General features: G+C 44.9%; 23 protein-coding genes. 14 read left to right on the top strand and 9 right to left on the bottom strand.

Annotation, left to right across the window (positions count from 1 at the left end):
• Positions 1 to 46 precede the first annotated feature (46 nt).
• On the top strand, positions 47 to 388 hold the full coding sequence (locus tag IQ224_RS07825) for a phage holin family protein (RefSeq protein ID WP_002747577.1): 342 nt from the start codon (positions 47 to 49) through the stop codon (positions 386 to 388).
• A gap of 301 nt (positions 389 to 689) precedes the next feature.
• Entirely contained in the window at positions 690 to 1,616 is a 927-nt protein-coding gene (locus IQ224_RS07820; protein WP_002747582.1) for an RluA family pseudouridine synthase, read from the top strand.
• Here IQ224_RS07820 and IQ224_RS07815 read toward each other — a convergent pair.
• The gene (locus IQ224_RS07815) at positions 1,613 to 2,614 is read right to left on the bottom strand and encodes a saccharopine dehydrogenase-like oxidoreductase (RefSeq protein ID WP_194032798.1); all 1,002 of its coding nucleotides are present in this window, start codon (positions 2,612 to 2,614) and stop codon (positions 1,613 to 1,615) included. The genes IQ224_RS07820 and IQ224_RS07815 overlap by 4 nt on opposite strands.
• A gap of 310 nt (positions 2,615 to 2,924) precedes the next feature.
• On the opposite strand from IQ224_RS07815, the gene IQ224_RS07810 reads away from it, so the two are divergent.
• The 6 genes from IQ224_RS07810 to IQ224_RS07785 all read left to right on the top strand — a co-directional run bounded on the left by IQ224_RS07810 (position 2,925) and on the right by IQ224_RS07785 (position 5,770).
• On the top strand, positions 2,925 to 3,140 hold the full coding sequence (locus IQ224_RS07810; protein WP_002752708.1) for a DUF2997 domain-containing protein: 216 nt from the start codon (positions 2,925 to 2,927) through the stop codon (positions 3,138 to 3,140).
• A 44-nt stretch (positions 3,141 to 3,184) separates the two neighbouring features.
• A complete protein-coding gene (locus IQ224_RS07805) occupies positions 3,185 to 3,571 on the top strand; it encodes a DUF1257 domain-containing protein (RefSeq protein ID WP_002731926.1) in 387 nt (128 codons plus the stop codon).
• On the top strand, positions 3,571 to 3,978 hold the full coding sequence (locus tag IQ224_RS07800) for a ferredoxin (protein ID WP_194032797.1): 408 nt from the start codon (positions 3,571 to 3,573) through the stop codon (positions 3,976 to 3,978). The genes IQ224_RS07805 and IQ224_RS07800 overlap by 1 nt, the downstream gene beginning before the upstream one ends.
• A gap of 115 nt (positions 3,979 to 4,093) precedes the next feature.
• Complete coding sequence (locus tag IQ224_RS07795) at positions 4,094 to 4,396, top strand: hypothetical protein (protein WP_002747587.1); 303 nt, start codon at positions 4,094 to 4,096, stop codon at positions 4,394 to 4,396.
• A gap of 57 nt (positions 4,397 to 4,453) precedes the next feature.
• Complete coding sequence (locus tag IQ224_RS07790) at positions 4,454 to 4,792, top strand: DUF6516 family protein (protein ID WP_230457645.1); 339 nt, start codon at positions 4,454 to 4,456, stop codon at positions 4,790 to 4,792.
• Between the two features lie 261 nt (positions 4,793 to 5,053).
• Entirely contained in the window at positions 5,054 to 5,770 is a 717-nt protein-coding gene (locus tag IQ224_RS07785; RefSeq protein WP_002731783.1) for a TrkA family potassium uptake protein, read from the top strand.
• Here IQ224_RS07785 and IQ224_RS07780 read toward each other — a convergent pair.
• From IQ224_RS07780 to IQ224_RS07770, 3 genes are all read right to left on the bottom strand, one after another.
• Complete coding sequence (locus IQ224_RS07780) at positions 5,727 to 7,355, bottom strand: sodium:proton antiporter (protein WP_002747589.1); 1,629 nt, start codon at positions 7,353 to 7,355, stop codon at positions 5,727 to 5,729. The two genes, IQ224_RS07785 and IQ224_RS07780, sit on opposite strands and share 44 nt — an antisense overlap.
• 1,122 nt (positions 7,356 to 8,477) lie before the next feature.
• Positions 8,478 to 9,209, bottom strand: coding sequence for a sugar transferase (locus tag IQ224_RS07775; protein ID WP_002747597.1), 732 nt, complete (start codon positions 9,207 to 9,209; stop codon positions 8,478 to 8,480).
• Between the two features lie 525 nt (positions 9,210 to 9,734).
• Positions 9,735 to 10,526, bottom strand: coding sequence for an HpsJ family protein (locus IQ224_RS07770; RefSeq protein ID WP_002747599.1), 792 nt, complete (start codon positions 10,524 to 10,526; stop codon positions 9,735 to 9,737).
• Between the two features lie 393 nt (positions 10,527 to 10,919).
• Here IQ224_RS07770 and pgl point away from each other — a divergent pair, with 393 nt between their 5' ends.
• The 3 genes from pgl (at position 10,920) to IQ224_RS07755 (ending at position 13,808) form a co-directional block, all read left to right on the top strand.
• Positions 10,920 to 11,642 carry a 6-phosphogluconolactonase gene (pgl, locus tag IQ224_RS07765; RefSeq protein ID WP_002747601.1) on the top strand — a complete coding sequence of 241 codons (723 nt, stop codon included), beginning with the start codon at positions 10,920 to 10,922 and terminating at the stop codon, positions 11,640 to 11,642.
• Positions 11,643 to 11,789: 147 nt separating this feature from the next.
• On the top strand, positions 11,790 to 12,416 hold the full coding sequence (locus IQ224_RS07760; RefSeq protein ID WP_194032796.1) for an FHA domain-containing protein: 627 nt from the start codon (positions 11,790 to 11,792) through the stop codon (positions 12,414 to 12,416).
• A 123-nt stretch (positions 12,417 to 12,539) separates the two neighbouring features.
• Positions 12,540 to 13,808 (top strand): site-2 protease family protein, encoded by a 1,269-nt coding sequence (locus IQ224_RS07755; RefSeq protein WP_194032795.1) that lies wholly within the window; start codon positions 12,540 to 12,542, stop codon positions 13,806 to 13,808.
• On the opposite strand, the gene IQ224_RS07750 is transcribed toward IQ224_RS07755, so the two are convergent.
• Complete coding sequence (locus IQ224_RS07750) at positions 13,706 to 14,470, bottom strand: metallophosphoesterase family protein (RefSeq protein WP_002747608.1); 765 nt, start codon at positions 14,468 to 14,470, stop codon at positions 13,706 to 13,708. The two genes, IQ224_RS07755 and IQ224_RS07750, sit on opposite strands and share 103 nt — an antisense overlap.
• Positions 14,471 to 14,839: 369 nt before the next feature.
• On the opposite strand from IQ224_RS07750, the gene tpiA reads away from it, so the two are divergent.
• Positions 14,840 to 15,565, top strand: coding sequence for a triose-phosphate isomerase (tpiA, locus tag IQ224_RS07745; protein WP_071591854.1), 726 nt, complete (start codon positions 14,840 to 14,842; stop codon positions 15,563 to 15,565).
• On the opposite strand, the gene IQ224_RS07740 is transcribed toward tpiA, so the two are convergent.
• Positions 15,562 to 16,344: a fumarylacetoacetate hydrolase family protein gene (locus IQ224_RS07740; protein WP_036402550.1), complete on the bottom strand. Its 783-nt coding sequence runs from the start codon at positions 16,342 to 16,344 to the stop codon at positions 15,562 to 15,564. The two genes, tpiA and IQ224_RS07740, sit on opposite strands and share 4 nt — an antisense overlap.
• A gap of 145 nt (positions 16,345 to 16,489) precedes the next feature.
• Here IQ224_RS07740 and rpsF point away from each other — a divergent pair, with 145 nt between their 5' ends.
• Positions 16,490 to 16,879 (top strand): 30S ribosomal protein S6, encoded by a 390-nt coding sequence (rpsF, locus tag IQ224_RS07735; protein ID WP_002733521.1) that lies wholly within the window; start codon positions 16,490 to 16,492, stop codon positions 16,877 to 16,879.
• A gap of 6 nt (positions 16,880 to 16,885) precedes the next feature.
• On the opposite strand, the gene IQ224_RS07730 is transcribed toward rpsF, so the two are convergent.
• Complete coding sequence (locus tag IQ224_RS07730) at positions 16,886 to 17,584, bottom strand: Uma2 family endonuclease (protein ID WP_002747612.1); 699 nt, start codon at positions 17,582 to 17,584, stop codon at positions 16,886 to 16,888.
• 351 nt (positions 17,585 to 17,935) lie between these two features.
• Positions 17,936 to 18,160: a hypothetical protein gene (locus tag IQ224_RS07725; RefSeq protein WP_036402551.1), complete on the bottom strand. Its 225-nt coding sequence runs from the start codon at positions 18,158 to 18,160 to the stop codon at positions 17,936 to 17,938.
• Between the two features lie 304 nt (positions 18,161 to 18,464).
• Here IQ224_RS07725 and hflX point away from each other — a divergent pair, with 304 nt between their 5' ends.
• Entirely contained in the window at positions 18,465 to 20,168 is a 1,704-nt protein-coding gene (gene hflX / locus IQ224_RS07720) for a GTPase HflX (protein ID WP_002747614.1), read from the top strand.
• An 81-nt stretch (positions 20,169 to 20,249) separates the two neighbouring features.
• Here hflX and IQ224_RS07715 read toward each other — a convergent pair whose 3' ends face one another.
• Positions 20,250 to 20,492 (bottom strand): hypothetical protein, encoded by a 243-nt coding sequence (locus tag IQ224_RS07715; protein WP_002741143.1) that lies wholly within the window; start codon positions 20,490 to 20,492, stop codon positions 20,250 to 20,252.
• Between the last annotated feature and the right edge of the window lie 61 nt (positions 20,493 to 20,553).

Genomic DNA, 20,553 nt, shown 5'->3' with positions numbered 1-20,553 from the left:
GGCGATTAGAATAGATGAGGATGAACTATCTTAGATGGATGGGCTTATGTTATCTTTTTTCCTCCGTTGGTTGATTACCGCCGTCTCTTTATTGATTACAGCGCAAATAGTACCAGGTATAGAAATTAAAAATTTTACCGTGGCTTTGATAGCTGCTGTCGCTTTGGGTTTAATTAATGCTATTATTAGACCCCTGTTGATTCTTTTTACCCTGCCTTTAACTATTTTAACTCTAGGGTTATTTATTTTTGTGGTTAATGCCATTTCCTTTTCTTTAGCCTCCTATTTTATCAGTGGTTTTGAGGTAAAATCATTCTTTGCCGCTTTATTTGGTTCGATCGTGGTTTCGATCATTTCAGCAGTTTTAAATGGTTTTTTTGTTGACTAAAGTGGGCAAAATTCGCTTGTTTAAAACAGCTTGGCTTACTCTGATTGATTAATTTCTGATCTAGAGACGTTGCTATAATCAACGTCTCTCTATTTTTTTGGGTATGAGTAAATCTCTACTGATTTGCTTTGGCTTTTGTCGTTAAAAATCAGGAAAATTTAATCCCAAGATTCCTATCTCAAGCAGCCAGAGCAAGTTCAATTACTGTTAAAATAACTGGAATTGTTGAGCTAAGTTTAAATAATCTCAAGTCAGTTTTTCTCGATTCTCCTAAACCTTACACCCTGATTACTAAAAATCGATGAACCAATTAAACTTAGAAGTTGCGGGAAAAAAAGAACGTTTAGATGCTTGGATGGGGTCACAATTGCCCGATTTATCGAGATCGAGGCTGCAAAAACTGATAGAACAGGGATATATACAGTTAAACGGTCAAATTTGCACTAATAAAAATACTAAAGTTGGTCAAGGCGATCGCTTAAAGATTACCATTCCCGACAGTCAACCCCTGCAATTAAGCGCCGAGGCGATCGATCTTGATATTCTTTACGAAGACGAATATCTGATTATTATCAATAAACCAGCCGATTTAGTGGTTCATCCGGCCCCCGGCCACGAATCGGGAACCTTGGTCAACGCTTTACTACATCACTGCCCAAATTTAGCTGGAATTGGTGGAATTCAACGCCCCGGTATAGTTCACCGCTTAGATAAGGATACCACGGGTGCGATCGTTATTGCCAAAACCGACCAGGCCCATCAACACCTACAGGCACAATTGAAAACCAAAACTGCCCGCAGGGAATACATGGCCCTCGTCCACGGTGTCCCCAAAAGCGAAACAGGTACAATTGATCTGCCGATCAGTCGTCACCGCAGTGATCGCCAAAAGATGGCTATTATTGCCGTGGAAAAAGGTGGTAGAAATGCCGTCACTCACTGGCAAGTCAAGGAAAGACTAGGCAACTACACCTTAATGGAATTTCGCCTAGAAACTGGCAGAACTCATCAAATTCGCGTTCATAGCAGCCATATCGGTCATCCGATTCTTGGGGATCCCCTCTATAGTTCCGGTCGTTCCATCGGAATTAATCTACCAGGGCAATTACTCCACGCCTATCGTTTAATCTTAATACATCCGGTCACGGGAGAGAGCCTAGAAGCGATCGCTCCCTTACCCGCTATTTTCCCGAAAGTTTTAGCTATTTTACGCCAGAGAAACCCCTAGCGCACAAATTGCGGCATAATCTCCGCTGCTGTCCATAATCCGTAGATACCGCGACGATGCAGGGAAACCCCCGCTTTCAGATAACCGAAAGCTGGCCCACAGACATTAGCCGCCATACTGGTTTCATCACCTAAAGTGAAGGTATGGGTGGAAATTTTGCCTTCAAAAGTCCGCCCCGTGACCTTAACATTGGTACTTAAAGGCTTTTTCGGGTTGCGCGTATCCACCACACCCCCGACGGAAACCCGATCGCGTCCACAAATTCCAGCCAATTCCAGCATAATATCGTCCGCGTGTTCCATATTTTCGAGGCTAAGAATGCCATTGGTTTTATTTAACAGCATTTCCACTTCTGCGTCACTCATCTGGTGGGCTGTTTCTGGGTTGTAACCGGGTAAATGGGCGATATCTTCGCGAATAGTGGCACGATAAGCCTCCCAGTTGGCAATTCCCACGCCAAAGGTAATTTTAACGCTATGAATCTCTGCATAACTCTGGGCAGCTAGGGCAGCAGCCGCAGTTAACAGTCCGGGGGTAGCACCGCAGCCGGTCATATAGGTGATGCCGGCGGCTTCTAGGTCTGCTTGTAGTGCTAAGATTTGTGCCATGGCGCTGGTACGTTTGAGAGCATCGACTAAAACTCCGCGCCAACCTAAGCGAATGAAAGTTTTAGCGATATCGGCCATGAAATTGTTAGGTAAATTCGGTAAGGCGAGAAAATAGCCTTCTACGTCGGCAGTTTTGATTAATTCCTCGATACTGTTCTCGCTGAGACTGCCGTAATTTTCCAGATAACCGATCGAACCTCGGTCATGATAAATTTTGTTACAGGTATTGACATCTAGACCGTCTTTGTGGTAGGCAAAACCGGCTTTATCGGCGGCGGCAGTCCAAAGCATTTCCTGTTTGGGGGCGAGAATTCTAGCGGCAGCCTGTCCCAAACCACCAAAACCTAAAACACCGATCCGAAGGCGATCGCTGGCTATTTGTTTATTCATATTTGTTCTGATTCCTATAGACAAAATTCTATGATCTCGGCGGTCGTGGTTCGCCGTTGCATCTCCTTTATTTTCAATTTATCGCTTCAGGTCGTCTTTTTTGTGTAGTTTTGTTAAATTATGCCTACTAGGTTAAGGTTCGCCCTTGACGATGAAGAAAAGTTACGCGAAACTTACAAAAAATGAAAGTGGTTGGCTCAGATAATATAAAGTTTTGCTAAAATTTTAACCAGATTGCTACGATTAGCAAACTATCGTAAATTAAAACGATAGGGAGCTTTGCAAACCCCAGATCACGCCGAGAAGAGCTATGAGCATGGAAAGCCTAGAGTTTATCATCTATCCCGATGGTCGCGTCATGGAAAAGGTGACAGGCATAGTCGGTTCATCTTGTCAAGAGGTGACGGCGGCGATCGAGGCACAACTCGGGCAGCTGATGTCTCAAGAGAAAACCTCGGATTATTACCATCAAACCGTCAGCCAGTCAGAGAAAGTTAGCAACGCAGCCACTTTTAGCGACTGGTAATTTTTCATTTTTCCCAATCCCTTTATTTAAGCCACTGAAAAGCCATGTCACACTTTAGCAATATCAAAACCAAAATCCGCGATCTATCCTACCTAAAAGCCGCCCTGAGCGATATGGGGATGGAATGGAAAGAGGGTTCCCACCCCGTCAAAGGTTATCAAGGTCAAACTTTAAGCGCAGAGGTGGTAATCGAGCAAGATAACAATTACGATATCGGTTTTCGCTGGAATGGTAACGAGTACGAGTTAGTTGCCGATTTGCAATACTGGCAACAACCCCTAACCGTAGAAGGATTTTTAAGAAAAGTAAATCAAGGTTATGCCTACCACACCATTCTGGCAGAAACTGCTAAACAGGGTTTTCAGGTGGCAGCACAGGAAAAAAATACTGATGGTTCTATTCGTCTAGTGGTACAACGTTGGAGCGCCTAATGGCTGATTTTTCTCCCGAACGCTCTGGTTTTGAACCAGAGTTAGGGGGATTCCTAAGAGATTCCCCCGACCGCACTGGTTTTGAACCGGAATTGGGCGGTTTACTGCGCCAGAAAGCGATTTACGTCGATGAGGTCACTTGTATTGGTTGTAAACACTGCGCCCACGTTGCCCCCAATACCTTTTTTATTGAAGGTGAATACGGTCGCTCTCGTGTCTATAATCAGGACGGTGACGAAGAAGAAATTATTCAAGAAGCGATCGAGACTTGTCCGGTTAACTGTATTCACTGGGTTAATTATAATCAGTTGTCATCCCTTGAGGAAGAACGCAAACATCAAGTGATTAAACAGTTAGGTTTTCCTCAGATTCACAAGAAATTTAGCCCCGCAGATTTAGATATCTAGGGTGGATAGGTACAGCCTCATCCACCCATTATTTCCTAGAAGTCATGGCAGCGGTTCTCGATCGAATCTGCTACAGTTCTCAGGGGAAATAATCCTATCTCGGATTTTAACGACAATGAACACCCAACTGATTGATTCTCTCGCGCGAATTATTCTCTCTCTCTCCGAGGAAGAAAGAGAGTTACTGAATCGGAAAATTGAGAGCGAACAACGGGAAAATTTGCAGATTAACGCTCAAATTTTGGATTTAGAAACCCGTGTCAAGCAATACGAAAATCAATATCGCATGAGTTCGGAAGAATTCTCTCCTAGATTTCGTTCTGGTGAGCTAGGGGACGCTATCGATTATTTCGAGTGGAATGTTTATTATGAAATGCTATTGGCAGCTAGAAAAGAGATAAGTTTACGATCAAATTAGATGGAGATAGCCGATTATATTCGCAAGGTTAAACGGAAATTATCTGAGAGTTCGATTGTGAACTCTTTCACGATTGTCGATGAAAGAATTTTATTCGATCGAGGCTATTTCCGAGCGAGAGTCCTTTTAACGAACGGAGATTTTTTAGAAATTGCGGAGGCTTTTACCTCGATCAATCGACGCATCGTTACGATAAGCTATCGCTATCAATGGATGGACGCAAGCAAACAGAAGTTAAGAAAACGCTGGGATAACGTGGAACATTTTCCCGATTTACCGAATTTTCCCGATCATGTCCATGTAGGAGATGAGTTAAACGTTCAACCTGGCGAATCTAGAAATATTTTACAAATTATCACCGTAATCGAGCGCGAGATCGAGATTTTGTCGACATAACGCCTCCTAGAGCGAAACCAACTCCTATAACTCGCCAAATCCTGAGCAAGTTGCGAGAATTATCCGATTGGAGGATAAATACCTGACTATTTCCCGAAATATTGATCGATTGAGAATCAAGAGAGTTGTTTTTTCTTGTATTTGAATTGATAAAAATAAATTTATTTGATGTTGTCTGTGGAGATTTTTGGGGTAAGTAGCTGGTTATAATCTAATTGAAACCACTTAATTGGGTAGTATTTTGTTAAGTAAAGAGCCGCTATGTATGTTTTAATTGGTGGGGCGGGAATGATGGGGCTAGGTTTAGCCCAACAACTTTTAGACTTGGGACACACCGTCGCCATCGTTGATGTGGACCCTTTAGCTTGTCGGTTTGCCCGGGAAAAAATCGGTGTCATGGCCTTTGAGGGGAGTGCTGTCAGTACGAAAGTTCTGCTAGAGGCGGGGATTAGACAAGCTAACGCGGTTGTTGCCGCATTGAGGGACGATGCGATGAATCTAGCCCTAGTTACCTTGTCGAGAAGTTATGGCATTTCCCATATTGTGGTGAGAATGTGCGATCGCGAATTTCTCGATGCCTATCGTCTTGCTAGAGCTAGTCACATCATCAGCACGATTGATTTAGCCGTTGTCACCATGGCAAATGCGATCGAATACCCCGAAGTAGAATCGATGATGCACTTTGAACAGGGCCAAGTGGAGGTGCTAAAGCTGCCGGTCCCCAGGGATTGTTATGTAGCTGGGCGTACCGTTGCCCAAATCGCTCAAGATGCCAACTTTCCGACCGGTTCGCTTATTATTGGCTATCAGTGTCACCCTTCTGCCAGTTTAGAGATTCCCAACGGCAATACCGTCCTAGAAGCAGACTCAACTATTCTGGTGGTTACTCGTCCGGAATTCGTCAAACCGATGATCGATTACCTCGGCATTCAAACTAATCATCGTCCAACGATAGAAGTTTCTCATCCAAACCTTTAACGTAGGATTGTACCAAATCTTCTGGTACAATGCGTTTGCGAAGTGCATCGCTCAAGGCTGCCTTCTCAGCGAGGAACAATCGTCGTCGAATGGCATCTAGTTGACCGTTGTTAGGCGACCTTTGCCCCGATCGAGACTGATTATAAGCATCCCGCAGCAGCCGTTCCGATACCGCCACTTTTGCCTGATAAGATGCCCACAGTTCTTCGTACACTGCTTTCGGTAAAACGCCGGATTTCAGTAAATTGGCTAACTCATCCTGTGCCGCTTTCGACGCGATCAACTGCAGCTGCAACTGGCCAATCTCCCGTGTTACTGCCGAAACCTGACTAATATCGAGCTTTTTAATTAACCAGGGTAAGGCTAATCCTTGGATAACCAGAGAAAATAACACAGCCCCAAAGACTAGCTCGATGATCAATTCCCGCCCTGTTAGAGTCAAAGGAATAGCAACCGCTAGGGCCATGGAGAGGGAACCCTTGATGTTGCCCAAAATCAGAATATGTTGCCAGCGCAAGGGGATCGGTCGATCGATCCAGCGAAGTACCCATAGTAAAGAATACACTGACAGAATACGCCCCAATTGATAAGCCAAAATGACCAGCACAATCGATGGCAAGGTTTGCCATAGGGTCAAGGGGTTGATTTCAATGCCAATCAGCAGAAAAATAAAGGTATTGACGATAAAACCGGCATATTCCCAAAAACTGATCAGGGTAATGCGATCGGATGCAGAGGCGCTGCGAGGCAGCCCCAAGTTACCAAAGACAAGTCCGGCAATAACTACTGCCACCGCTCCCGATACACCCAAAAACTGCCCGAGTTGAAAAGCTCCCAAGGCAAGCGCAACCGTAAGCAGCAGGCTACTAAGCGGATCCCGTAAGCGCACATAGATAGGCAGACACAGGTAGCCTAGGACAGCACCCACTAATCCCCCACCCAGAGCAACGATCAACACTTCCTTGATGACTTGTGTAGTGCTGATGGTTCCAGTCGCGTAAATCACCAAGAGCAAATTAAAGGTGACGAGTGCGGCTGCATCATTAAATAGTGTTTCCCCTTCCACAATAGTCGAGAGCCTAGAGGGAACCCGAATTTCTTTAAAGACGGCAATGATTGAGACAGTATCGGTGTTTGCCAGAATCACTCCCACCAGTAAGGCGGGAATCCAATCTAGCCCCAGCCCAAATTTTACCAAAACCGCAATAATCGCCGCAGAAAAAACCGAGCCGGGTCCTGCCAGCAGTGCGATCGGTTTAAAGGTACTGCGAAGACGGCTGATATCGGTATTAATCGCCGCTTCAAAAATCAGAATCGGCAGAAAAAGGTTAAGCACTAAAAACGGATCTAACCCAATACGACGAGATAAAAGATCGGTGATCGGTAATCCTGCTAACACTAAACCTGCCACATAGGAAATGCGTAATCGCTGGGTTACTAGGGCCACAGCAGTGGCAATCAGTAGCAGCAGGATCAAGATAAGAACCAGTTCAGGAATGTCTCCCACCGTTTGGCTGTTCACAGCAGAACTGCTATCCAAGGAGTTTTGTTGTGCTGCCCAGGCTACTAATGATTCTCCCCTCATAGGACGATTTTACCGAGAATATAAGAACTTGACTATTGTTCATAATACAAGGTAGGTTATGGCAGTTACAGGCTTTCTCAGAAAGATGAGGTTAGTTATTGTTGCTAAAATACTTGATGAGTAAGGATTAATCTGTACTTCATCTTTAGGAGAAAGAATGAGAAATTTTCTATTTACCCGGTGATTGCTGTGGGGAGGGGAAAGTTAGAGGCAATCGGGGCAACAATGATAAGTATTTTATATACAAACATCTTCAATACTTAAAAATATTTAAATTTACAATTGGTAATATTTATTTTTACTCAAGAATTTATTGAGAATAATTTCTATTTATTTACGAGATAGCAATACTTCCAGCGATTCTGGTATAATTCTGCATTATGCTACGGTGGGTTTTTGTGGTCTTTTTTGGACTTTTAAAGGTCTAGCTTGCCTTGAAACCATTGCTAAATCTAGACTTTCCCTTTTAGCCAAACCAAACACTTTCGCCAATTATCCCTTTTTTCCCTAACAACGTTGATCTAATTTTTGTGTAGTTTTGTTGCAAAGTCAAAATTTTTTTGACAAAATGCCTAAATTGTGGTAAGGACGAAATGACGAGATTTAGAATCATCTCTGGTTCCCGTGTTTCCTAAAATCAGAAATTTCGTACCTCACCCTTAAGATAACAGCTAAGTAGGGTTTGCTGAAAAAGGCCTAGGATGGGGTCAGGCAGAAGGCAGCAGTTTAAGGCTTTGTTGCCCTCCTTTTTTTTACCAGTTTGCGTACCACAAGAAGGATAATGCAAGGTTTTTGAAGGTCTCAATCTATTTTCTGGCACTAACATCGGCTCTTAAAAGGTCAAAAGTCTTATTTTAAAAGGGTTCTACCATTATCTAGCAAGCCCTAATTACTATAGCGTTTCCTAAGCTAGTGAGGTACACCTATTTTCTTCCCTTTTGCCTCTTGCCTTTTGCCTAAAAGCCATAACTTTTGTACCTCAGCAGACTGAAAAACGCTATATCATAATATTTCTTCTCAAAAAAAGAGGAGAAAAAAGCAAGTTCTGCCTTTCTCTCCTCCAGTCTAGCGATTAATTACATTGGAACAGTAGCCAGTAATCTTGAACTACTATTCACCGCTTTAGTAAGCACCGTTATTTTTGGGAAAAACCACAACACCGATAGTTCTGAAGATTACCCAGATATCGGTTAACCAGTTACGCGAATTAACGTAATACACATCCATCTGCACCCGCATGGGATAGGGAATGTCATTACGTCCAGAAACTTGCCATAAACCAGTTAAACCGGGGCGAATAGTTAAAACTTTCTCGATGCGATTGCCATATTTCTGCAATTCTTCGGGAACTAAAGGCCGCGGACCGACGACGCTCATATCTCCTCGCAGGACGTTGAAGAATTGGGGAAACTCATCTAAACTGGTTAAACGAAGAAACTTGCCAATCCAAGTTATGCGGGGATCGTCCTTGAGCTTGAAATTATCTTCGAATTCCGCTCGCAGTTGGGGAGAGTCTTCCATCAGTCTCTCTAATACCTTATCCGCATCCATTACCATAGTACGGAACTTGATACAGTTGAAATGCTGGAAGTTTTGACCGACGCGCTTCTGCATATAAAAGACCGGACCGGGGGAACTAATCGCGATCAATAAGGCTAAGATTAAATAAAGCGGCGAAAAGAAAATTAGAACCGATAGGGAGAAAACGATATCGAATAATCGTTTTGAGGTATCGCCGTCTAAAGCTATTAACCAAGATTTTTGATGCCGTCTACCAGAGACCGAAGGTTTGAACCCTCGCTTCATCAAAGCTTGTAGAGCCTTGACGGAGATAAGTTGGCTATTAGCAGTCATCTTACTCCTTCACATCACACACACCACACAGTATCTATGATAAAGCCACAAGACTGAAAAAACAAGTCTTCGGGTCAATAACTGGCACGGGCCATTCTAGAGCCTTTGTACTAAAAAATCTCTAATTAGGGTTTACTGAAAAAGTTTCTTGGTGGAGTCAGCAGTCGGCAGTCAGCAGTCAGGAGATTGTTTTTATTTATTCTCCCTTATCCCCACTCCCTGCTCCCCTATGCCTTTCAAACAGGATTTAGTATTGTAGGAAGCTTTTGAATCAGTAAAAATTAATTATGCAAGAGGTTTAATAAAAAAAAGAGCATCGGCAAATGATACCCTTTGTGGCTGAATATCTAAGTAGTTACAGATTTGATCCTAAGGATTAAGTATGCTGTTGTCCGCGCTCGTCTGCTGAGTCCATTCGGAACTCGGCGTGAGCTTTTGTCGAACGCTGAGCTCCTGGCCGAAGCCCGAATTTTGGCTCCCGAAAACGAAAACTTTAGACTTCATCATTTAAGATAAATCCCCTACTTAGGCGATGGGTTGTTTCATACTACTTAGTTCTCGAATGCCTAACCAACCGATCAAACTATAGCAAATCGATAGCAACATGCTTTGATTACCAATTCTTAACCACTGTTTCAAAGCCTCCAAGTTAGCTTGGCTTTCTGCCTGTTTTCGCCGCTCTTGCAGCTGAGTTTGTAGCTGATTTTTGATCTCATCTAATCGCTGTTTAAATTCCCTCGGGCTTTTGGATAAATCGCGTAAATTAGTTAATTGCTCTCTTTGTTGGCGAAGGGTTTGTAACTGTTCTGTGCTGATCGGTTGTCCTTGGACACGACCAGTTTCAATCACTTGAGTTCTCTGAGAGATCTGCTGGTCTAATAGTTGGGGATTTTGCGATAGAGTATTTACCTGGGCTAAGAAAGCTTGAATTTGTCCCTCCCCTTGGTCAACACCCTGTTCAATTTGAGTCAAAGCGTCGTTTTTAATCTGGTTGATATTATTGACATGAACAGGAATCATCAACAGAAAAACTAAGCCTAACAGTGTGGAAAGAATAAAGATCGGCCAACGCAATTCAAAGTGGTATTTCCTAGTAGTGAAATCTTTATTGTTATCGTCAATCCAGTAAGCGATTAAAACGAGAACGATACCCAGAAGAGGAACAATTCCTCGATCGACAAAGGTGGTGACGAACCCTACCTGCCATTGGGATTGACTGAATTGATAGGGCAGCGGCAGGATAAACGCATCCAAAAGGAAGGAAAGAATGAAAACCAATCCCGTTAATTTCAGGGACAAAGAAGTAAAACTGTTCATCGCTGTTTCTGTAATGGTATGTCAATGAATAGATTCATTAGTCTGTTTAAAAGTTCTCGCTGGGGGTTCCCAGAAGGATTTTGCCGAGAGGCAATCTGACAAACTGCAATTTCTAATTAACTTTTGCTCAACCTCCCGCTAAACCCTACGCTAAATCGTTCTGCTTGTCAACCTCTTTCGAGAATCGACTCTAGAAATATTACCTCAATATGGCATCGGTAAACCTATCCCTGTCAAAGAATAAAATTTTCCCAAGCTCTCAGACGAGGTTTTCCCCAGATCTCTTCCCTAAGACAGAGACTGTCAAAGAATAAAATTTTCCCAAGCTCTCAGATGAGTCCTCAATGGTTAGCCTATAGTAAAGACAGCCCCCCTGAGTTGATAACAAAACCCATGCAGAAATTGGTGGAAGTTTTAGCTGATAAACAAGCTCTGATCGCAAAATCTCTGGCGCTGGTTCTGGAAAAAATCACAACCAGCCTCGACCAACAGGACTATTTTACCATCGCTCTGTCCGGCGGTAGTACCCCGAAACCTCTCTACGAGGCTTTATCCTCTCAACCCCTCGACTGGTCAAAAATTCACGTTTTCTGGGGAGATGAGCGCTACGTTAGTCCCGATCATCCTGACAGTAATCAACGCATGGCCCGGTTAGCATGGCTCGATCGCATACCGATCCCGGCCGCTAATATTCATCCTATGCCCACGGATGACCCCGATCCCCACCTGGCCGCCCAAAAATACGATGATCATCTCCGCCAATGGTTTGGGGTCAATTCTCCCGATTTTCCCGTTTTTGACCTGATTTTATTGGGAATGGGCGATGATGGTCACACCGCCTCTCTCTTTCCCCACACGGCAGCTTTAACGGTGAGCGATCGCTGTATCACCGTCGGCGAGAAAGACGGCAATCCCCGCTTGACTTTTACCGTTCCCCTGATCAATCAGGCCCGTTGTGTGATCTTTATCGCTGCCGGCGAAAGTAAACGCCCCGCTCTACATGAGATTTTCTCTGCCTATGGTGACTCTTTCTCCTATCCTTCCCGTCTCATCCACCCCCCGGCCGGGGAATTATATTGGTTGCTCGATGCGGCCGCTGGTTCCTCTTTTGTCTAGAGAATAGGGGAATAGGGGAATAGGGAAATGGGGTAATTCAACTAAAACCCCAACACCCCAACACCCTAAAACCCCAACACCCCAACACCCCAACACCCAACCCCTAATCTGCTTTTTTACTTTTTACTTTTTACTTTTTCCTTAAAAATGATCGTTTGTCCTAATTGCGAACATACTAACCCCGATGAGGCCAGTCAATGCGAGGCCTGTTACACTCCCTTGCCGCGGATGTCTTCCTGTCCTAGTTGTGGGGCAACCATCCAAACTGATGCCACCTTTTGCGGTCAGTGTGGCTACAATTTACAGCCTAATTCCGTTCCCATGGTGGCAGCCGAGGCCGAATCGGAACCTGAACCCGTCCCACCAGTCCCTACAGCCACTGTCGCATCGATCGCACCTCCTCCTGTTGCCCCTCCACCGGTTCCGGCCGCCACCCGCTTACAGACGGAAATAGCTAGTTTGCAGCACCTGCAAACCGATAGCAAAATTGAATTACCCCTACATCTATCGGTAATTCATATCGGCAAACCTAATGATCGCATTCCCCCCGATATCGATGTTTCCGGTTTTCCTGATTCTGATATCGTCTCCCGGGTTCATGGCGATATCCGCGTCGAAGGGGGCATCTATTATCTCGAAGATACGGGCAGCGCTAACGGAACCTACGTTAATCACACTCCCCTACCCCCCGGTAATCGTCATCGTCTCCGGGCTGGCGATCGCATTTCCCTCGGTAAAGGGGACAAAATGACTTTTATTTTCCAAATGTCCTAAGTAGTCTGGCAAAATTAATTTCCTGGTTGAGACTCCCAGAAGGTTGACAGCTTTGTTCCTTTTTAATTTTCCCTTGATCACTATCCATCTTCTTTTTTACTTCTCACTTTTTACTTGGTCAATATGCGTACAAATTGGCGAATCGGCTCTTTATTGGGCATTCCTCTCTATATTGATTCCTCGTGGTTTCTGATTTTGGCTTTTGTCACCCTGATCAATGCCACCGATGCAGAAATTCAGTCTCTGGCCGCCCAGAGTTCTGTTTTAGCGTGGTTACTTGGTTTAATCATGGCTTTATTGCTATTTATCTCGGTTTTACTCCACGAATTAGGTCATAGTTTAATGGCTCGGTCGCAAGGCATCGAGGTCAATTCCATTACCCTGTTTCTTTTTGGGGGTATGGCCTCGATCGAGCGAGAATCGCGGACTCCTCCAGAGGCCCTGCAAGTCGCGATCGCTGGACCCCTCGTCAGTTTTCTCCTGTTTTGTCTCCTATCCCTAGCCAGTCACTTACCCTATTTAAACGCTAATTTAACCTATATATGTGGGCATTTAGCGATAATTAACCTGTTTTTGGCTCTATTTAATCTTATCCCCGGTTTACCCCTCGATGGCGGTCAAATTTTCAAAGCAATGGTCTGGCAAGCGACTGGCGATCGCTGGAAAGGGTTACATTGGGCTGCGATCAGTGGTCAATTCATCGGTTGGTTGGGGATTATTTTAGGGATTTTCTTGGTTCTCTTGACGGCAGATGTGGGGGGTGCCTGGTTAGGATTAATGGGCTGGTTTATCCTCAGAAATGCCCGCGCTTACGATAATTTGACTAATTTACAGGAAAGTCTCCTCAATTTGCAAGCGGGAGAGGTGATGAGCAGAAATTTGCGGGTTTTAAACGCCCATCAAACCCTAGAGGAATTCGTCCAGGAATACGTTTTAGACCAAGCAGCGGCTAATACTGCTTATTTTGCCGCGTCCGAGGGGCGTTATCGGGGATTAATTCGGGTGGCAGATTTACAGGCGATCGAGCGCAGTTTCTGGTCAGAAAAACAACTGCTTGATATTGCCCATCCCCTCACGGAAATTGCCACTGTTGAGGAAAAAACCCCCTTAGTGACAGTGGTGCAGAAACTGGAAACCATCCAGGACCCAATGCTCACGGTGTTAACACCGGCCTCCGCCGTAGCGGGAGTGATCGATCGCGGCGATATCCTCAAGGCAATTGCGATTAAATACCAAATTCCCCTAGAGGAAACGGATATTGAACGCGCTCGCGAGGGAGTTTACCCCAGTTATTTGCCCTTAAATGTCATTGCTGCCGCTCTTGACAAGAGTGAACGGCCAAAAATCGGCGAACCGTCCTTAATGTCCCGACCTAGAGAGGATGGACGATAATAATCTTGAATATGGCTAATCCGAAAATTTCCTCGCTGGTTAACCTGCCACAATTTCCCCGCTTCCACATCTAAACAACTTAACCAGCCTTGGCCGTAGGCCCAAGTATCGATACAAATGGCATGGCCGAGATTAACCGGTTTACCGCTTTTTTGGCTGGTATGGCCGCAAATCATGGTTTTTCCCGAACTATGGGCGGCGGGATATTGAAATTTCTCCCAAAAGAGTTTGTATTCTGGTTGTCTAGCCAGGGGTAGATGGGGATCGAGATTAGCGTGAACAAATAAATGATTTGCAGTTTCGTAGCTATTTATACAGACTTTTCCTAAAAAATCCCAGTGGGATTCAGGAATTTTAATCAGTTGGCCTTCGCTATAGGATTTTAGAGTAGCTTTACCGCCTTTTTCTAACCAGAGACGCTGTTTGAGGGGGTTATGACGGGCTTGCAGCATGATAATCTCGTGATTACCTTTGAGGGGAATCAAATTGCCCTGTTTATGTAGGGAAATCAGGCGCTCGATTACCCCTTTCGAGTCTTTGCCCTTATTAACGTAATCACCGAGGGTGATTAAAGTATCTTGCGGTTTGGGATTGACGATCTCTAGCAAGTGATCTAGAGCTTTCGAGCAACCATGAATATCGCCGATCGCTAAGGTTCGCATGAGGATTTGGTAGGGGATTAGGGCATAGGTAGGGTTTGCGGCAAAAAGTTTTTCGTGGGGGCAGGGTGTGGGGTGTAGGGTGTAGGGTTTTACCGATTTTGAGGTGGTCAGTTACCTAATTTTCAGGGAAAAAGTCCAGGGATTTTACCCCCGATCCCTCCAATGGTAGGCACTTTTTGAGGGAAAAAAGTCTAAAAGCCTTATCCAACAAAGTTTTTAGATTTATTCAGCCAACCCTAGGTACAGGTAAAAGTATTAAAAAAATCTGTTCACGACAGACAGCGATTATCGGTGATCTTGCTTAGGGTAACAAAAAGGCTTACAGTAAAATGTACCATAAATTATCAAATCTACTAAATTAATTAAGCTGTGCCGAAAGTTGTTATTGCAGGTAACTGGAAAATGCACAAAACCCAGAGAGAAGCTTTGGAGTTTTTGCAAGATTTTAAATCCCATCTAGATGAAACCCCCGACGACCGAGAAGTGGTTCTTTGCGCGCCTTTCACAGCTTTAGCTGTCCTCTCTAAAACCCTCCACGGTGGTCGTATTCGCTTGGGGGCGCAAAATGTCCACTGGGAAAAATCGGGGGCTTATACGGGCGAAATTTCGGCGGATATGTTAACCGAAATCGGGGTTCACTATGTGGTTATCGGTCACAGTGAACGCCGGCAATATTTTGGCGAAACCGATGAAACCGTCAATTTAAGGGTCATATCTGCCCAAAAACAAGGTTTAACCCCAATTATCTGCGTGGGAGAAAGTAAAGCCCAAAGAGATGCCGGAGAAACGGAAAAGGTAATTATCAAGCAAATTCAAGCAGGTTTAGTCAATGTTGACCAAAAAAACCTCGTTATCGCCTACGAACCCATCTGGGCGATTGGCACGGGGGAAACCTGCGAAAGCGAGGAAGCGAACCGCGTTATCGGTTTGATTCGGCAACAATTAGACAATCCCGAAGTAACCATTCAGTACGGTGGTTCGGTAAAACCGGATAATATCGATGAAATTATGGCTCAATCGCAGATAAACGGGGCTTTAGTCGGTGGGGCGAGTCTAGACCCCGCCGTATTCGCTAGGATTGTTAATTATCGTTAATTGATTTCTGCTGCCATGACGCTATTTTCCAAAACCCCGATGCCTTCTATTTCCACCCGAACCTTATCCCCCACCTGCAGCGGTCCGATTCCTTCGGGAGTTCCCGTTAAAATCACATCCCCCGGCAGCAGGGTCATCACTTGGGAGATATAAGCCACCAAGACATCGGGGGGAAAGACCATATCACTGAGATAACTGCTTTGTTTCGGTTCGCTGCCATCATTGAGAAAAGTGGTTAATTGGGCCCCGATACTCAATTCCCGGACAATCCAGGGGCCGAGGGGACAAAAACTGTCAAATCCTTTCGCCCGCGTCCATTGGCTATCTTTTTTCTGTAAATCCCTAGCGGTGACATCGTTAGCAATGGTATAACCCCAGATTTTGCTTCTGGCTTGGGCTGTGGTGCAGTTTTTGGCGGTTTCTCCGATAATTAATGCCAATTCTCCCTCATAATCCACTCTTTCCGATTGGGGCGGATAAAAAATCGTTTCACCATCGGCGATAATTGTCGTCGGTGGCTTGAGAAATAAAAGCGGTTCTTCCGGTACAGGTGTTCCCATCTCGGCGGCGTGGGCGCGGTAATTTTTGCCCACGGCAATAATTTTCGACGGGAAACAGGGGGCTAATAGTTGGTAGCTATCAGGTTCTAATTCTATTGTGGTTAGTTGCCCTCCTTGCCAGGGAGGGGCATCAAAGACAGCAACGCTACGGTTTAGCTGTAACAGTCCGTAGAAGATTTGTCCTTGACGATGTTTCACTCGTACATAGCGTTGCGCCATATTTTTCTGGGAATGACTAGCGATCGACTCTCGGATAGTAGTATGATCATATATCCTTGCTTCTTTATTAAAAGCTAGAGAGTTATGAAAATCAATTAGCTCCTAGCCTTGACAAAGAAGCCTTCTAGTCCATAAGGATTCTGAGATGAGCAATAACTACGAAACTCTTTACATTCTCCGTCCCGATTTAGGGGAAGAAGTCGTTCAGCAACAAGTGGAACGTTATCGGACTCTGATTACCGAACACAGCGCCACAGACATTGAGGTTAAGGTGTGGGGTAAAAAACGTCTGGCCTATCCCATCAAAAAACTCAATGATGGTGTCTATGTGCAGATGAATTATCAGGCCAGCGGCAAACAAGTCGCCCCCATGGAACGGGCCATGCGTTTAAGTGATGAGGTTATTCGTTATTTAACCCTAAAACTCGATCGCGTGATGCCCCCCCCTGCGGATTTATCTCCCTTAACGGAAATTCCCCCCTCTCCTATCACCGAAGCGGTGGTGGAAGAGGACGGCATCTCCGCTGAAGATTAATTATAGTCACAACTGTGTCGGATCAATGCCCAATTCGCGTAATCGGGCAAAAGCGCGGTCGCGTTCTTGTTGTGCTTGGTTGCGGTCTTGTTGTGCTTGGTCGCGTTCTTGTTGTGCTTGGTTGCGTTCCTCAAAGAGGGTTTCAGGGTCTTTAAATCGTTCCCCATTGGGATAAAAGACCTCTAAACCCTCTTCAAACATCTCAAACCGAATTCCTAGGATTGGGGAAGTCCAAGGAAAATTCAAGGCCGTTACTGGGAAAAAATCCTCTTGCTGATTGGCCCGCACCAATCCCCAGAAATCATGGGAGTCTGGGTCATAGAAAAACATCTCTAATACCCCATACTCCCGATAGAAAGACTGCTTTTTGAGCATTTCCCTGGCACTATTGCTCGGAGAGAGGATTTCAAACACTACCTGGGGAGCAATATTGTCTTCTTCCCATTGTTTATAGCTGCCGCGCTCACCCGGTGGACGGCCGAAAACTACCATGGCATCGGGAGCTTGACGGGGAGCGGGTGGTACAGTTACCTGCTGGGGATACCAGAGCAAATCTCCGGCGACAAAGACGGTTTGCTCTTTAAATAAATACCTGAGATTGGCAACCAAGCGAACAATCCAGCGATATTGAACTGTGTTGTCGGCCATAGGTTTACCGTCGGAATCAGGATAGAAAAGTTGGGGTTCGATGGGTGCTTGAACCATGCTTTATCTCTTGCGATCGCATTTTTGCCTAACTTTATTGTATCACCGCAAATCCTCGGTTTGAAACCCTGTCCTTTTATACTAAATCCGTTGAGTAACGCACAGAAAACGGGTTTCTCGGAGAAACCCGTTTTCTGCTCAGGCAAAAGGCTTCAGCCGTGAGCTCAGCCGAACGGCAAAAAGGGGAATAAATAATCAGTCTTTAATAACCAGATTTAGTATTAGGACGACTTTGCCTTAGCCCTCTGGCAAAAGTTGTATAAGTAGGGCGTGTTACGCTGTCGCTAACGTACCTTTATTTTTATAAGTAACTTAGAGTATTTTTAAGATTTATTAAAGTCAATGGTAAGATTAAGTAAAATCAATGGTTAATAGATATACCTCTAGGGGAATATCTATTACGGTTGAGGCAGAACCACATTTTTTAAGAGGAGAAAGAGAAAAATCTGCCCAACAGTATGCTGTTTTTGTGGTTAAAACTGCGTCCATTAACTCAAAAGTTACATTTTTGGCACGTCCAATCAAGTTATAGGTCTCTGTTCTAAATTTTTGAAGTTCCAGAATGTTATTATTCATCTAAGGGAGTTTCTTTAATGCTTGTATTTTTTATTTTCTCCCTTTTTGTTATTCTTGCTTTATTAATATAAGGAAAGGTTACTATTGAGTAAATACTTGAGTTTGGCTATAAAAATTGCAAAATATGAAATGTAAAAATCCTTGAGCTAATAAAGATTCATATCCTGGGTTTGCTGGAGAAGGAAGCACTGTCTATTCCCTGTTCCTGAAAATGCCCAGACTTGTCTGTTCTCATTGGCGACGTGCCAAAAAAGGAAAGAGCAGCGAGTGTCAAAATCGCTACAATATATAGATAAAATCCTAATTGCGAGGAAAGCCTATCGATACCATCTTCGGCAATACCCAGGGACTAAAAGCTAGTCAGATGAAACAGCTACAAAGGCTGTACCATGAACGCTTGCCTATTGATACCCTCACCACCCCAGAATTCGCCCAAAGACTGGCGGCCATCAGTACCGATATCCATCAACCCCTCTGCACCTATATCAACCGTCGCGGCCAGGTAATTCGAGTGGGAGTGGGAACCCCCCGACAAACGCAATTTTCTCTCTTGGAACTACCCCGCTACGGTTCCCAACGTCTTTGCGGAATTCGTTGCATCGCCACGGAACTCAAGCAAGAACCGCCAAAAGAATCCAGTTTAACCGCCATGGCTTTGCAAAGATTAGACGCACTGGTGATCTTAACCCTAACTGGCACAGGCATGATCCGTCGCGGTGGTGGGGCGACCGGTTATGTGGAGCAAGTCTATCTGGCGCATCTCATACCACAAAGTCAAACAAATGTCAATAGTAATATATACTGGTCTGTCTCCCCGCCCTTAAATCTAGAGGATTTAAGCAAACAGGACTTTTTAGAGTTAGTGGAAGGACTAGAGGCGGAGTTTCAGCGAGAATTTACCGCTATAACCGTTGATACAGCCGAAGATCGGGTGCTATTGGTTGGTTTAATGACCGACGATATGAGCGATCGCCAGTTTGAGGACAGTTTAAGCGAATTAGAGCGTTTAGTTGATACCGCCGGGGGTAAAGTTTTGCAAGTCACCCGACAAAAACGGGATCATCCCCATCCTCAAACAGTGATCGGTTCGGGAAAAGTGGCAGAAATCGCCCTACAGGTGCAAACTTCGGGAGCTAACTTAGTTGTATTCAATCGCGACCTTTCTCCCGCCCAAATTCGCAATCTAGAGAACCAAATCGGGGTGAGAGTGGTCGATCGCACCGAGGTTATCCTGGACATTTTCGCCCAACGGGCCCAATCGCAAGCGGGTAAACTACAGGTAGAATTAGCCCAATTAGAATACACTTTACCGCGTCTCACCGGGCGCGGATTAGCCATGTCGAGATTAGGGGGAGGAATTGGCACTCGCGGACCGGGGGAGACAAAATTAGAAACAGAACGCCGAACTATTCAACGTCGTTTATCCCGTCTCCAGGATGAGGTGGATCAACTGCAAGCTCATCGTTCCCGTTTACGCAAACAACGGCAAAAACAAGATGTAGCCAGTGTGGCGATCGTCGGCTACACCAATGCGGGAAAATCTACTTTAATTAATGCTCTCACCGCTGCCGAAGTTTATACCGCTGATCAACTGTTTGCTACCCTCGATCCCACCACCCGACGCTTAACTATTACCGATCCCCTCACCCAAGTCTCTCACACCCTGTTACTAACCGATACGGTGGGTTTTATCCACGAATTACCCCCCTCGCTGGTGGATGCTTTTCGGGCAACTTTAGAGGAAGTAACGGAAGCAGAGGCATTACTCCATCTGGTGGATCTCTCCCATCCAGCTTGGGAAAGTCAGATTGCCTCGGTGTTAAAAATCCTCTCGGAGATGCCGATTCAAACCGGTCCGATGTTAATGGTGTTTAATAAGTTGGATCAGGTAAAAAGCGAGGATTTGGAAATAGCTAAGGAAAAATATCCCCAAGCTGTTTTTATCTCGGCTATTCGTCGCCTCGGATTGGAAACTTTAAAACAAAAGTTAATCGATTTAACCGCTTAATTAGGGTGATCAGCAAACCTGAGCGCTCGGAGGGCGCAGGCTGACTGACGGACACATTTTTCAATACAAAGACAAGTACTGTTATGTGAAAGCCTCAAACTCCTGAATAAAAGAAAAGGTAATTTTGCCATAATAATCCTGACGAGCTTTGCGAGAAGCAAAACAGGGAAAAGGGTCAACAGAAAATAAGTGGTCAAGTCGCAAGAAGGGACGCGCCTTATGAACAACTCCCGCCAGCCAACGTAAACCAATTTTCAAATAACTCAAACCACGCCGAAAATGAGCATCAACCTGACGGCGAGAGCCAGATTGTTGAACCGCCATGCCAGTTAAAGTAGCAAAGAGAATAGAAATGGCAACAATGAGATAGAGACGTTCTCAACAA

The organism is Microcystis sp. LEGE 00066, from assembly GCF_015207925.1.
GTDB classification, from domain to species: domain Bacteria; phylum Cyanobacteriota; class Cyanobacteriia; order Cyanobacteriales; family Microcystaceae; genus Microcystis; species Microcystis ichthyoblabe_A.
This window is presented reverse-complemented; position numbering and strand designations above follow the sequence as displayed.